The sequence below is a fragment of the Streptomyces sp. NPDC088747 genome, from assembly GCF_044751025.1.
In the GTDB taxonomy this organism is placed as follows: Bacteria; Actinomycetota; Actinomycetes; order Streptomycetales; family Streptomycetaceae; genus Streptomyces.
Genome location: NZ_JBIVKZ010000001.1, coordinates 53,986 through 67,718 on the forward strand (window position 1 = coordinate 53,986; position 13,733 = coordinate 67,718).

A 13,733-nucleotide genomic window follows, 5' to 3' on the forward strand; every position below is an offset into this window, starting at 1 on the left:
GGGGCAGCGTGATTTCGCTCTCTCTTCCCCCAGCCCGACGGGCGAACGGCTCCGTGGTGGGTTATCACGGAAGCGGAAGGGGGTGCGGACCGATGCGAGCGATCGGCGGACTCTGGCGTTGGCGGCACAACCCGCTGCGGCGCGGGACCGACCTGGCCGAGGCATGGCTCGCCCTCGCGGCCGTCGTACTGATCCTCGCCGTCGCGCCCCTGGTCGGAGCCGCTGTCGGAGCCGCCGCCCAGGGCGCCCTCCAGGAGTCCGTCCGCGACCAGCGAGCGGCCCGCCACCTGGTGGCGGCCACCGTCGTCAGGAAGCTGTCCCGCAGCCCGCTCGACCCCGACCCCGAGACAGCCTCGGGACGGGGCACCCACAGCCGCGTCATGGCCAACTGGACGGCCCCGGACGGCACCGTGCGGCAGGGCGCGGTGACAGCCGGCATCAAGTCCCCCGCCGCCGGGGACCACTTCACGATCTGGACCGACCAGCGGGGCCGAACGGTCCCCCGCCCGCTGGACGGTGCCACCGCCACCACACACGCCGTCCTGGCCGGGTTCGGCGCGACGGTGCTGGCCGTCGGACTCGTCGAGGGCGCCAGGCGGCTGATCGTCTGGCGCATGGTCCTTCGCCGGTACGCCCGTTGGGACCGCGCCTGGGACAGGGCGGGCCCCGACTGGGGCAGGACCGGCGCGGGCAGCTGACAGCCTTCCCACTCCGGTCAACTCCGCGTCCCCGCGCACGCTACGGTGGACCGGCCGAGGTCTTCGGCACCGTCGTGAGAGGCTTGCCGTCGTTGCGACGGGGTATCGGTTCGGCCTCGCGGGACCCGCGTATGACGAGGTGGGGGCAGAACAGCGCCATGGCACAGGGCACGGTCCAGGTGACGCACACCGGCACCTCGCGGTGGCGGCGCCGCACGGGTGAGTACGCTTCGCTGGCCGCCGCTCTGGAGGCGGCGAGCGACGGAGACGTCCTCACCGTCGCTCCGGGCACCTACCGCGAGAATCTGGTGGTCCAGCGCGCGGTGACGCTGCGCGGCCCCGAGGGCTCGCACGGCTCCGTGCGCATCGCGCCGGTGGACGGGGTGCCGCTCACGGTGCGCGCCTCGGCTGTGGTCCAGGACCTGCACGTGGAGGGCCAGGACTCGGCCGCGCCCGCGCTGCTCGTCGAGGAGGGCACCCCCGAACTCCTCGACCTGCGGATCGTCACCCGGTCCGCCGCCGGCATCGAGGTGCGCGGCGGCGCCCGTCCGACCGTGCGCCGCTGCACGGTCGACAATCCGGCAGGCATCGGCATCGCCGTACTGGACGGCGGCGGCGGGGTGTTCGAGGAGTGCGAGGTCGTCGCGGCGGGCCAGTCGGGCGTCTCGGTCCGTGCGGGTGGCCGCCCGCGGCTGGAGCGCTGCCGGATCCACCACGCCTCCGGAGCCGGCCTGTCGGTGACCGGCGAGGGCTCCTCGCTGGAGGCCGTCGGCTGCGAGGTGTACGAGGTCAAGGGCTCCGGGGTGCAGGTCACCGGCCGGGGCACGGCCCACCTCACCGACTGCGATGTGCACCGTACGACCGGCGACGGCATCACCCTCGACACGGACGCCGTGCTCACGCTCGCCGACTGCCGCATCCACGACATCCCGGAGAACGCGGTCGACCTGCGCTCCCGCTCGGTTCTCACGCTGACGCGCACCACCGTGCGCAAGTTCGGGCGCAACGGCCTGTCGGTCTGGGACCCGGGCACCCGCGTGGACGCCAACCAGTGCGAGATCTTCGACAGCACGGGCGACTACCCCGCGGTGTGGATCAGCGACGGCGCCACCGCGGTGCTCGACTCGTGCCGGGTCCACGACGTGCCGGACGCCCTGTTCGTCCTCGACCGCGGTTCCCGTGCGGACGTCGTAGACAGCGACCTCTCGCAGGTCCGCAACACGGCCGTCTCGGTCAGCGACGGTGCCACCGCACAACTCGACGACTGCCGTATCCGGGACGCCGCGACGGGCGCCTGGTTCCGTGACCACGGCAGTGGCGGCACCCTGTCGGGCTGCACCGTGGACGGCACACAGACCGGCGTGATCGTCACCAAGGGCGCCGATCCCACCATCGAGCGCTGCACGGTCACCTCGCCCGCCGAGGCGGGCTTCTACGTGTCGGCGGGTGGGCGCGGCAGCTTCCTCAACTGCCGGGTGACGGACAGCGGAGGTTACGGCTTCCACGTGATCGACGGCTGCCGCGCGACACTGACGAAGTGCCGCACGGAGCGCTGCGCGCGCGGGGGTTACGAGTTCGCCGACGCCAACTCCGCACCCGGCGGAGGCGGTGGGCCGGTCGTGGAGGACTGCACGAGTGACGAGAGCGCCTCCCTGCGGTCCCCGGCGCACGAGACCGCCGTACAGACGTCGAGCGCGACGACGAACCTGCTGGGCGCCATCCCCGGCCAGCGCACCACCGAGCGGGAGCCCCTCGTGGAGCCACAGGAGCCCGAGCAGCCGACGCGCTCGCCGAAGGACGTGCTCGGTGAACTCGACGCCCTGGTGGGCCTGGAGAGCGTCAAGCGCGAGGTGCGCGCCCTCACCGACATGATCGAGGTGGGGCGGCGCCGCCAGCTCGCGGGCCTCAAGGCGGCCTCCGCCAGGCGCCATCTGGTCTTCACCGGCTCACCCGGCACCGGCAAGACCACCGTCGCCCGGCTGTACGGCGAGATCCTCGCCTCGCTCGGTGTCCTGGAGAAGGGGCATCTCGTCGAGGTGTCCCGTGTCGACCTGGTCGGCGAGCACATCGGCTCCACGGCGATCCGTACGCAGGAGGCGTTCGACAAGGCGCGCGGCGGGGTCCTGTTCATCGACGAGGCGTACGCGCTGTCTCCGGAGGACTCGGGCCGCGACTTCGGACGCGAGGCCATCGACACGCTGGTGAAGCTGATGGAGGACCACCGGGAGGCGGTGGTGGTCATCGTGGCGGGCTACACGGCCGAGATGGAGCGGTTCCTCAGCGTCAACCCCGGTGTGGCGTCCCGCTTCTCACGGACCATCACCTTCGGCGACTATGACGCCGAGGAACTGCTCCGGATCGTGGAGCAGCAGGCCGAGGACCACGAGTACAGCCTCGCCCCGGGTGCGCCCGAGGCGCTGAAGGAGTACTTCACGGCGATCCCCAAGGGACCGGCCTTCGGCAACGGCCGCACCGCGCGCCAGACGTTCGAGGCGATGGTCGAGCGGCACGCGGGTCGGGTCGCCCAGCTGACGGAGCCCAGCACGGACGACCTCACCCTGCTCTACCCGGAGGACCTGCCGGAGCTGCCCTGAGTCCCTGGACGGGCCGCCTCGCCGCCGTCGTCCCCCGGTGCGCGCGGGACCGGCACGTCCGGTGTCAGCCGCGCGAGCAGTTCCTCCCGCTCCTCCGCGAAGGCGGGGTCCGCCTGGTAGTCGGAGTGGCCGAGGATCGGCGCGGGCAGCGGGTGCAGGGCGGTCCGTCCGTAGGCGAGCGGGTCCTTGAGGGGCTCGCGGTCGACCCGGGCACCGCTTTCGCCCGCCACGTGCACGCCTCCGCCGATGGGGTCGGTCGGCCGGTACAGATTGCGCCAGCAGGCGACGTCACGGTGCAGGGAGCTGAGCGCGGCCGGCCCGAAGTGTGCCGGGAACCAGCGTCCGTACAGCCGCTCCAGGGGCGAGCCGTAGGTGAGGAGCGCGACCCGCCCGCGTACGGACGGCTTCAGCTGCCAGGCCGCCGCGGCTGCCAGCACACTGCCCTGCGAATGTCCGGAGATGACGAGCCGCCCGCCGGTCGCGCGGGTCCAGCCGGCCATGCGCCAGGTCAGGTCGGGCACGGCACGCTCGGCGTAGCAGGGCGGCGCGAAGGGGTGTGCCGCGCGCGGCCAGAAGGTGCCGACGTCCCAGAGGATGCCGATGGTGCGGCGGGCCGCGGGGTCCTTGTAGGCGCGGCGGCCCCAGGTGACGAACAGTATGAAGCCGAGGCCGATCAGCCAGGATCCGAGGGCCTGCGCGGTCTCCGCGGCGCCCCGCACGAAGGCGTACGTCCCTTCCGCGGCCTCGCTCGGAGTGTCCTCGGTGGCCAGCGCGCCCGCGACGGCCCCGGCGCCGAGCAGCCAGGTGGCGGAGGAGACCACGGCGACCATGAGGGGCGCCCGGTCGGTCAGGACGGACATCGCGCGGGTGCTCGCGATGCGGCGCGTGCGTGCGGGGTCCTGCCCCTCCCCCTCGTACTCGCGCTCCACCGCGGCCGTCTCCCGCTTCCGCAGCCGCAGGGTGCGCCGGGCCAGCCAGCCGATGAGGAGGGCGAGCACCACGAGCAATGCGGGGATCGTGGAGGCCTGCCAGGTCAGCAGGACCGGCGGGCCCGGGATCGAGCCCCGGGTGCCGTCCAGCCAGTCGGCGACGCGCTGTGACACCCCGCCCGACATCACGCCGCCCAGCGCGCAGGCGAGCATCGCGACGGCGGGGCCGGCCAGTCCGCGCATCGCAGTGCGCGTGTCGGGGCGGCCCCGGAACAGGATGTGGGCCACCACGCCGAGCACGATGACGAGCAGCCCCTGGAGGAGGGCGATGCCGCCGAACGTCAGGTCTCCGGGCAGCCGCCCCTGTGACCGCCAGCCGGGGCGCGACCAGCCGGCGTAGAGCAGGGTCAGGGCCAGCAGAACGACCGAGCCCGCGGGGAGCCGGCGCACCAGGGGCCGGTCCAGTTCCTCGTCGAGGCGGTTCTCGGTGCGGCCCCTGCGGCAGACCACCCAGAGCACCACGCCGAAGCCCACGACGAGGGCCGCGTCCAGGACCAGGCCCAGGGCCGCGAGGGCGGCGGGACCGTCCGACGCCCGGTCGTAGCGCTCCGCGGACGTGCCGACCGTCGTGGCGACGGTCAGCAGGGCCGCGGCGGTGTGCGCGGCGCGCAGCCGGGCCACGAGCCTGCGCCCGTACCAGAAACCCGGCCGCCCGAGCCCGGACCGTCCGGTCTCCTCGTCGGGCTCGGCCTTGCGGGACATCGGCTGCTGCGACTCGTACGCGCTCCAGGTGCGGTGGGAGAGATACCAGAGCAGGCCGGTCAGCGCGGCGGGCACCAGGCTCGCCAGGGCGAGGCGGCGACCGGGCTGGCTCCACCAGCCGTTGTCGGACACGGCCGGGGAGAGGAATTCGAGCCAGGAGTGCTCCTCCGCGCACGCACGCGTGCCCGCGCACTGCCAGGCCGCGAGGTCGAGGGCGACCTCGCAGGCGGCGGCCACCAGGAGCACGGTGAGGGTGAGTCCGGCCAGCCGGACAAGCAGGCCGTAGAGGCGAACGGTGCGCTTGCGGCCCCGGGTGGTGGGGCGCATCCAGTGCGCGAGGTTGACCACCATGAAGGGCAGCAGCAACAGCCACAGCGCGCGGGAGCCGTTCCCGGAAGTGAGGTTGCACCACACGTAGGCCTCGGGAACCGGCCGGTCCCCCTGGGACTCGGGATGCTCCTCGGCGTCCACATCGGTGACACGCCTGAAGACGGCCGCCGTCTCGTCGCCGGTGACGCGGACCGTCCGTGGGTCGCCGAGCATCTCCTCGGGTGAGGCGCCGCCGACTCCGTGAACCAGGAGTTCGAGGGCCGGCACGGCGGCTCCGGGCCGCTGTGTGCTGCTTTCGCTCTCCCCCGCCGAACCGTTCTCCCGCGCGCCTTCCACTGCTTCGCACTTCCCCCGTGCCGCGTGTATCCCGTGTGTCATGTGCAGGCACAAGGATCTCGCCCGCGGACCGTATGCACACCCGTAGTCACGGAATCTCCCCGATACGGGTGACACCATCGCGACCGGAGTCTGTACGGGCAGTGGCGCGACTGTCCCGGTCCCGTGCGAGGATGAGGCCTCCTGAAGGCCTCGGACGGGGAGAATGTCCACGTGGGAGCGGGTTCGGACGGAGTATCGGGCAGCCTTGGACGAAAGGACCGGAGCGGACGTGAGTGAGAATCAGAACCTCCTCGCGGAGCAGCGCCGCGCTCTGATCCTCGACGAGGTCCGCCGCCGCGGCGGCGTCCGGGTGAACGAACTGACGCGCAAGCTCGGCGTCTCCGACATGACGGTCCGTCGGGACCTCGACGCCCTCGCCCGGCAGGGCGTGCTGGAGAAGGTGCACGGCGGCGCGGTGCCGGTCGTCGAGGCGAGCACCCACGAGCCGGGCTTCGAGGCCAAGTCGGGTCTGGAGCTCACCGCCAAGGAGGACATCGCGCGCACCGCCGCCGAGTTGGTCGCGCCGGGCACGGCGATCGCGCTCTCGGGCGGTACGACGACGTACGCGCTGGCCCAACGGCTCCTGGACGTCCCCGACCTGACCGTGGTCACCAACTCGGTACGGGTCGCCGACGTGTTCCACTCGGCGCAGCGCGTCTCCGGTCAGCGGCAGGGCGCCGCCACGGTCGTCCTGACGGGCGGGGTGCGTACGCCGTCCGACTCGCTGGTCGGTCCCGTGGCCGACCAGGCCATCGGCGCGCTCCACTTCGACGTGCTGTTCCTGGGCGTGCACGGGATATCGGTCGAGGCGGGACTGTCGACGCCGAACCTCGCGGAGGCCGAGACCAACCGGCGCCTGGTGCACTCCGCACGGCGGGTCGTCGTGGTCGCCGACCACACCAAGTGGGGCACGGTGGGCCTGAGTTCGTTCGCCGAGCTGGAGCAGGTCGACACGCTCGTCACCGACGCGGGGCTGCCTGCCGATGCCCGCGAGGAGATCTCCGAACACCTCAGGCGCCTGATGGTGGCCGGTGAGCCCGGGGACGGTACGGACGCAGACGGTACAGACATCTGACGGAGCGCCAGTTATGGTGACGCTGCCCCTCGGCGCGACGCGCGGCGGGGGCGCGCTCCGTCATCGCCCTGTACCGCGTCCCGCCAGGGGGTTCCGCACATGGCACGCCGACTGCGCCCGGTAGGACCGGAGTTCATCGATACCGCCCCGCTGCGTCTGGTGTTCGCCAGAGTGGTGACGGCGCCCCCGGAGGCGGTCTTCCGCGCGCTCGCCGAGGACGTTCCCGGCTGGAGCGAGTGGTTCTCGGCGGTGACACTCGCCCGCCCGGCCGAGAACGGCGCCGGGCGCGAGGTCCGGCTCCGGGGCGGCATCCGTTTCCGGGAGACGGTTCTGGTGGCCACGGCTCCCGAGGCCTACGCGTACCGGGTGGACGAGACGAACGCGCCGGGAGTCCGCGCCCTGGCCGAGGAATGGCGGCTCACCCCCGACGGGACGGGCACCCGGGTGCGGTGGACCTTCGCCGCGGACGGCACGGCGCCCTTCCTGCTGGCACTGAAGCTGGGTCGGACCGGGCTGGGACGGACGTTCCGCGACGCGGTCACCTCGCTCGACCGGCGTCTGGCGCCGACGAACGTCTGACCGACGGCGCGTAGGGACGGCGGTGTATCTGCCGGCAGCCTGCGACTCCGCTGCCCGGCGCCCGCCTCCGGGCAACCGCCACTCGCCACCTGACACCTGGCACCCACGCCGGCCCGCGACCGACACCTCCGCGAGCCCACACCCGGCACCCCCACCCACACCACGTCAGTCCGGCCACACGCCCGTCTCCAGCAGCGACGCGATCGCCGTCGTGTACGGGGCGATGTCCAGCTCCTGTTCGGCCAGCCAGGCGTCCGAGTAGTACTTGTCGAGATAGCGGTCACCCGGGTCGCAGAGCAGGGTCACCACGCTCCCCGTGCGCCCCTGGGCCACCATCTCCGCGACGATCTTCAGCGCGCTCCACAGACCGGTGCCTGTCGAGCCGCCCGCCTTGCGGCCGATGGCCTGTTCCAGGGCCCGTACGGCGGCGACGCTGGCGGCGTCCGGAACCTTCATCATCCGGTCGATGGCGCCGGGCACGAAGCTCGGTTCCATCCGGGGTCTGCCGATGCCCTCGATGCGCGAGCCGCAGTCGCAGGTGACGTCCGGATCGCCGGTGGTCCAGCCCTCGAAGAAACAGGAGTTCTCCGGGTCGGCGACGCAGATGCGGGTGTCGTACTGCATGTAGTGGACGTAGCGCGCGAGGGTCGCCGAGGTGCCGCCGGTACCGGCCGTGGCGACGATCCACGCGGGCTCCGGGAACCGCTCCAACTCCAGTTGGCGGAAGGTGGATTCGGCGATGTTGTTGTTGCCGCGCCAGTCCGTGGCCCGTTCCGCGTAGGTGAACTGGTCCATGTAGTGGCCGCCCGTCTCGACCGCGAGGGCGGCTGACTCCTCGTACATTTTGCGGGAGTCGTCCACGAAGTGGCACCGCCCGCCGTGGAACTCGATGAGGCGGCACTTCTCGGCGCTCGTCGTGCGGGGCATGACCGCGATGAAGGGCACGCCGATGAGCCCGGCGAAGTAGGCCTCGGAGACGGCCGTCGAGCCACTGGACGCCTCGATGACCGGACGGCCGGGCCGGATCCAGCCATTGCACAGTCCGTAGAGGAACAGGGAGCGGGCGAGCCGGTGTTTCAGGCTGCCGGTGGGGTGCGTCGACTCGTCCTTCAGGTACAGGTCGATGCCCCAGTGCTCGGGGAGCGGGAAGCGCAGCAGATGCGTGTCGGCCGAGCGGTTGGCGTCGGCCTGGACCTTACGGACGGCTTCTTTGAGCCAGGCACGGTACCCCGCGTCGCTGTGATCGACGTCGAGGGTCTCGCCGGTCCGGATCTGCTGAGGGGTGCTCACGGAGGGGCTCCTTCGGATCGCGCCGACGCCGGATCGCGAGGTCGGACACCTTCGATCATAGGCACCTTCCTCACGCTTCTCACCTGCATAAACATACCTTTGAGCACCCCAAAGGCGCCCCTGGACCAGCGACCGCGGAGGGGTGGGGGCGCATCCGGACAAGTGCTTCCGTCCCGGCGGCGACCTCCTCATGCGCACTGGTGCGGGCCGCCGGGTGCGGGCAGACTGCACCGCGGAACACGGGTCCGGCACAAGGGCGTTCGCCGAGGGGCGAGCCGGCCTCGCGCGGCGTGGCGCACACTGGATCACGGCACAGCACAGCCGTAGCGCAGAAGGGGGCGGGACATCATGGCCGAGCCGGAGTTCACGGCCACAGGCGTGCGGATCGGGAAGAGGCTGCGTTCGCTCACCCGGGCCGGAAGGGTCCGGATCAGCGACGGCAGGCTGGAGTTGCTCAACAGCTACGGGAGCGAGATCGACAGCGCGCCCGTGCAGGCGGTGCGGGCGTCGCGGCCGTGGTTCGCGCCCGAGGACCGGGCGTTGGCCGACGTCAACGGCACGCGGTACTCCCTGACGCTCGGCGAGCACGACCCCGCTCCCGGCAAGCCGGGGCCGCCGTCGGCCCGCCGGTTCATCGAGGCCGTACGCAAGGCCGCGGGGCGCGGGCACTGACGTCGCGGCGGCGGTGACGGCGGGGGCGGAAAGCGCCGCGAGTTGCGGGACGTCATCCGCTGGGTCACGCTGTTCCCACATCACTACTCTGGGTTTACCGGCGATAACGCTGCGAACCAGCCCGCCGGTCACATCAGCAGGCGGCTGTCCCACTAAGCCGTTGTGCTGGATCCGATTCCGTCTTCTTCCGGACCTCAATTCGGGGAGTCGCAGCCGTGATCAGCCAGCCAAGCAGGCATTGCACGGTGGAGCTCCAAGCCCTGCCGTCGCGGATCGGCCAGGTCCGCAGAATCGTATCTGCGCAGTTGCGCTACTGGCATCTGGACCCGTTGATAGACCCGGCCGCGCTCGGGGTGACCGAGCTGCTGACCAACGTCCATCTGCACGCCCAGCCCGACAAACTGTGCACCGTGGAGATCGAGCTGCTGCTCGACCGGCTCACGGTTTCGGTGCACGACCACGATCCCCGCCTTCCCGACGTCCGGGACGCGGACGCCACCGCCACCTGCGGTCGCGGCCTCGCGATGGTCGCCGCTGTCAGCGAGAGCTGGGGGGTGCGCCCCGACGGCGAGTCGGGCAAGGTCGTGTGGTTCACCCTGCCGGCCACGGCGCCCGCCGCCGCGGTGCCCGCCGCCGCGGTGCCCGTCCACCCGCTGTACGAGACGGTCATCGACACCACGCATCTGCACCCGGTGGACGGCCGCAGGCCCGAACACGCTCCCGCCCGGTCCGCCGTTGCCGGCTGACCGGGCGGTGACAGCCTCCTCGTACGTCATTCGGTGGCGATGGCACGCAACACGTCCAGGCGTGCCGCCCGACGTGCCGGACGCAGGCCCGCGAGGGCTCCGGCGGCCAGGCCGACCAGAGCCACCACGGCCAGGCGCACGGGCGGCATCGCGAAGGCGAAGGCACTGTCGCTCGCGCCGTCCGAGGCCTCGACGAGCACCCAGCCGAGGTAGGCACCGAGGGCGAGTCCGCCCGCCGTGCCGAACGCGGCGACCAGGACGGACTCCCAGCGGACCATGGCGCGCAACTGCGCCCGGGTCTGTCCGACGGCGCGCAGCAGGCCGAGTTCGCGGGTGCGCTCGTGGATCGCGAGGGTCAGCGTGTTGGCGATGCCGAGCAGTGCGATGAGCACCGCGAGGGCGAGCAGCGCGTAGACCAGCGTCAGCATCATGTCGATGCCGCCGGCCGAGGACCGCGCGTACTCGTCGCGGGTCTGCACCTCGGGACTGCCGTACCGGTCCGCGACCCGCTGTACGGCGGCCTTGCCCTCGGCCGCGCTCACGCCGTCCTCGAAGGAGACGGCGACGAGTGTGTCGGAGTCCTGGGTGCGGTGCGGGTTCCAGGCGGCGCGGGTGATGACGTAGTCGCCCGCCAGTTCCGACTGTCCGTAGACCGCGCGCACGGTGAACGTCCTCCTCTGCCCGTCGGTGAAGGCGAGCCGGGTGGTGTCGCCGACCGTCAGGTGCCGCCGGTCGGCCTCCTTCCCGGTGATCCCGATGCCGTCGGCGCCCAGGTCCCCGAGCGAGCCGTGCACCTCGCCGAGGTCGAGGACCCTGGCGAGGGCGACCGGGTCGGTGACGGTCAACGCGCGTCCCTCGCCGTTGACTTCGGCGACGCCGCGGCCCAGACCGACGGCGTCGTCGACCGTGGGCTGTCCGGCGATCGCGGGTGCCAGTCCCGGACTCAGGCCGCTTCCTCCGGCGCCGAACGACGGCGTGCTGACGGCCACGTCGCCGGCGAAGGAGCGGGAGACGGTCTGGTCCATGGTGGCCTTGAGCGAGGCACCGAAGACCGTGAACAGGGAGACGACGGCGACGCCGATCATCAGGGCGCTCGCGGTGGCGGCGGTCCGCTTCGGGCTGCGCAGGGCGTTGCGCCAGGCGAGTCGGCCCGTGACACCGCGCAGCCTGTCGAGGGGAACGCCGAGAACGCGTACGGCTGTCGAGGACGCGACGGGGCCGAGGACCACGAAGGCGGCGAGGGCCAGGACGGCGCCCAGGCCCGCGAGCCACAGGGAAGGGCTCGCCAGGACGCCGAACAGGGTGAGGCCGATCGCGAGCGCGGCCAGAGCTCCGCCGGTCACGGCGCGGGTGCGCGAGGCCCCGGACCGGTCGACGGCCGTCTCCCGGAGCGCGGCCAGCGGTGCGGTACGTCCGGCCCGTACGGCGGGCAGGAGCGCGGAGCCGAGACAGACGACGACGCCGACCGCGAGCGGCAGCCACATGGCCAGGCCGCTGATCACCAAGTCGGCCTCGGGGAACGGGAATCCGATGGCCGGGAACAGCGCTCGCAGTCCGGCCGCGATGCCGACGCCGGCGAGGAGACCGGCGGCCGACGCGGTCACGGCGACGACGCTCGCCTCGATGAGCGTGGCGGCTGCGACCTGGCGGCGGGAGGCACCGAGGGCACGCAACAGGGCGTTCTCGCGGGTGCGTTGGGCGACGACGATGGCGAAGGTGTTGTGGATGGAGAAGGTCGCCACGAGCAGCGCGATGCCGGAGAACACCAGGAGGAAGGAGGTGAAGAGGGTGAGGAACTGGCTGGAGATCATGTCGGTGTTCTCCTGGGCCGACTCCTGGCCGGTGATCGCCTCGACCCCCTTCGGCAGTGCGGGCGTCAGGGCGGAGACGAGTTCCTCCTGACTGATCCCCGGACCTGCCCGCACGCGGATGCCGGCGGCCTCGCCGGGCCTGGCGGTGAGGTACTTCTCGGCGTCGGCCTGGGTCATGCCGGTGAAGGTCACCTGGGCCATGCCGTCCTCGCCGCCGAAGGTCGCCAGGCCCACGATCGTGACCTGGACGGGGTCGGGGGTGCGCAGCGTGGTGGTGTCGCCGATCCTCAGGTCGCCCCTGTCGGCGGTGCCGCGGTTGACGACGACCTCGCCGGACCTGGACGGCGCGCGGCCTTCGGCGAGTCGGTAGGCGTTGAGCTCCGGATCGTCGATCCAGTTGCCGGCGAGGGTGGGCGGGCCCTGGCCGCCGATGGGCTCGCCGTTCGCGCCGACGAGCTGGCCCGCGCCCTGGATGTCGGGGACGGCTGCCGCCACTTGCGGGGTCTTCTCGATCGTCCGCACCAGGTCGGTGGCGACGGGCCGGCGTACGCCTTCGCTCTCACCGGGTGTGGTGATGGCGTCGGCGCCGCGGACGACGGCGTCGGTGCCGCTGGTCGCGTCGCCGAACATGGTGTCGAAGCCGGCGCGCAGGGTGTCGCCCATGACCAGTGTCCCGGCCAGGAAGGAGACACCGAGGAGCACCGCGAGGAACGTACCGGCGAAGCGGCGCTTGTGGGCGCGCAGGGAGGAGACGCTGAGGCGCAGCGCGGCGCTCATGACGGCGCCCCTTTGCCGTCGAAGGCCTTCAGGCGGTCGAGGACCCTGTCCGCCGTCGGGGATTCCATCCGGTCCACGAGTCGCCCGTCGGCGAGGAAGACGACCTCGTCGGCGTGCGCGGCGGCCACCGGGTCGTGCGTGACCATGACGACCGTACGGTCCATGTGGCGGACCGCCCGGCGCAGGAGGCCGAGCACTTCTCCGCCGGAGCGCGAGTCGAGGTTGCCGGTCGGTTCGTCGGCGAAGACGATGTCGGGCTGCCCGGCGAACGCCCTTGCCACGGCGACGCGTTGCTGCTGTCCGCCGGACAGTTCGCCGGGCCGGTGGCGGAGCCGGTCGCGCAGGCCGACCACGTCGATCAGCGCGTCGATCCACTCGCGGTCGCCCTTCGTCCCGGCGAGGTCCATGGGCAGGGTGATGTTCTCCGCGACGGTCAGCGTCGGAATGAGGTTGAAGGCCTGGAAGACGAAGCCGACGCGGTCGCGGCGCAGGAGGGTGAGGCGGCGGTCGTCGAGCGTGCCGAGCTCGGTGTCGCCGATGAAGGCGGCTCCGGCGGTGAGGGTGTCCAGGCCTGCCGCGCAGTGCATCAGCGTGGACTTGCCCGAACCCGAGGGCCCCATGATCGCGGTGAAGCGGCCGGCCGGAAAGCCGACGCTCACCCCGTCCAGGGCCCGTACGGCGGTGTCCCCGACGCCGTACACCTTGACGGCGTCGGTGACGCGGGCCGCCTCCCGGGTGGCGGTCACGGTGGTCATGCCGCACCGCCCTTGCCGGTACGGCCGAACTGCTCGTCCAGGACGGAGAGCCGCCGCCAGTACTCGTCCTCGTCGATCTCGCCGGAGGCGAAGCGGCGGCCGAGCACCGCGATCGGCGAGTCGCCCGTCGGACGGGTGTCGGCCGTCGCGCGCCACGGGCCGCGCCGGCCGCGCCCGACGGTGCGGCGCAGGAGGGTCACCACGCCGATCACGACGGCGGCCCAGATGAGCGGGAAGAACAGGATCCACGGGCCGGGTCCGCCGTCCCAGTTCGCCAGGGTCTGCATCTCAGGTCATCTCCTCTGCGGGACCGTCTCCGATCCGCTGCGGGTTCTGT

Annotated in this window: 11 protein-coding genes; 6 read left to right on the top strand and 5 right to left on the bottom strand. The window is 72.4% G+C overall.

The annotated features are described in order from the left end of the window. The first annotated feature begins 92 nt into the window (after positions 1 to 92). Both ACIP79_RS00240 and ACIP79_RS00245 read left to right on the top strand, forming a co-directional pair. Positions 93 to 698: a hypothetical protein gene (locus ACIP79_RS00240; RefSeq protein ID WP_401217111.1), complete on the top strand. Its 606-nt coding sequence runs from the start codon at positions 93 to 95 to the stop codon at positions 696 to 698. A 158-nt stretch (positions 699 to 856) separates the two neighbouring features. Further along, positions 857 to 3,292 carry a right-handed parallel beta-helix repeat-containing protein gene (locus ACIP79_RS00245; protein ID WP_401219148.1) on the top strand — a complete coding sequence of 812 codons (2,436 nt, stop codon included), beginning with the start codon at positions 857 to 859 and terminating at the stop codon, positions 3,290 to 3,292. Here ACIP79_RS00245 and ACIP79_RS00250 read toward each other — a convergent pair. After that, entirely contained in the window at positions 3,262 to 5,691 is a 2,430-nt protein-coding gene (locus ACIP79_RS00250) for a hypothetical protein (protein ID WP_401217114.1), read from the bottom strand. The genes ACIP79_RS00245 and ACIP79_RS00250 overlap by 31 nt on opposite strands. A 229-nt stretch (positions 5,692 to 5,920) precedes the next feature. On the opposite strand from ACIP79_RS00250, the gene ACIP79_RS00255 reads away from it, so the two are divergent. Beyond that, a complete protein-coding gene (locus tag ACIP79_RS00255) occupies positions 5,921 to 6,766 on the top strand; it encodes a DeoR/GlpR family DNA-binding transcription regulator (RefSeq protein ID WP_383688888.1) in 846 nt (281 codons plus the stop codon). A gap of 99 nt (positions 6,767 to 6,865) precedes the next feature. Then, a complete protein-coding gene (locus ACIP79_RS00260; RefSeq protein ID WP_401217118.1) occupies positions 6,866 to 7,345 on the top strand; it encodes an SRPBCC family protein in 480 nt (159 codons plus the stop codon). A gap of 165 nt (positions 7,346 to 7,510) precedes the next feature. On the opposite strand, the gene ACIP79_RS00265 is transcribed toward ACIP79_RS00260, so the two are convergent. Further along, positions 7,511 to 8,635 (bottom strand): PLP-dependent cysteine synthase family protein, encoded by a 1,125-nt coding sequence (locus ACIP79_RS00265; protein ID WP_401217121.1) that lies wholly within the window; start codon positions 8,633 to 8,635, stop codon positions 7,511 to 7,513. A gap of 348 nt (positions 8,636 to 8,983) precedes the next feature. Here ACIP79_RS00265 and ACIP79_RS00270 point away from each other — a divergent pair, with 348 nt between their 5' ends. Together ACIP79_RS00270 and ACIP79_RS00275 are read left to right on the top strand one after the other, a co-directional pair. Then, positions 8,984 to 9,307, top strand: coding sequence for a hypothetical protein (locus ACIP79_RS00270; protein ID WP_383689688.1), 324 nt, complete (start codon positions 8,984 to 8,986; stop codon positions 9,305 to 9,307). Positions 9,308 to 9,522: 215 nt separating this feature from the next. After that, a complete protein-coding gene (locus ACIP79_RS00275; RefSeq protein WP_401217125.1) occupies positions 9,523 to 10,053 on the top strand; it encodes an ATP-binding protein in 531 nt (176 codons plus the stop codon). A 26-nt stretch (positions 10,054 to 10,079) separates the two neighbouring features. Here ACIP79_RS00275 and ACIP79_RS00280 read toward each other — a convergent pair whose 3' ends face one another. The 3 genes from ACIP79_RS00280 to ACIP79_RS00290 are packed head-to-tail and all read right to left on the bottom strand — an operon-like array spanning position 10,080 to position 13,683. Beyond that, positions 10,080 to 12,641 (bottom strand): ABC transporter permease, encoded by a 2,562-nt coding sequence (locus ACIP79_RS00280; protein ID WP_401217128.1) that lies wholly within the window; start codon positions 12,639 to 12,641, stop codon positions 10,080 to 10,082. Then, positions 12,638 to 13,396: an ABC transporter ATP-binding protein gene (locus ACIP79_RS00285; protein ID WP_401217131.1), complete on the bottom strand. Its 759-nt coding sequence runs from the start codon at positions 13,394 to 13,396 to the stop codon at positions 12,638 to 12,640. The genes ACIP79_RS00280 and ACIP79_RS00285 overlap by 4 nt, the downstream gene beginning before the upstream one ends. After that, the gene (locus ACIP79_RS00290) at positions 13,393 to 13,683 is read right to left on the bottom strand and encodes an SHOCT domain-containing protein (protein ID WP_401217134.1); all 291 of its coding nucleotides are present in this window, start codon (positions 13,681 to 13,683) and stop codon (positions 13,393 to 13,395) included. Before ACIP79_RS00290 ends, ACIP79_RS00285 begins: the two co-directional genes overlap by 4 nt. Positions 13,684 to 13,733: the final 50 nt, after the last annotated feature.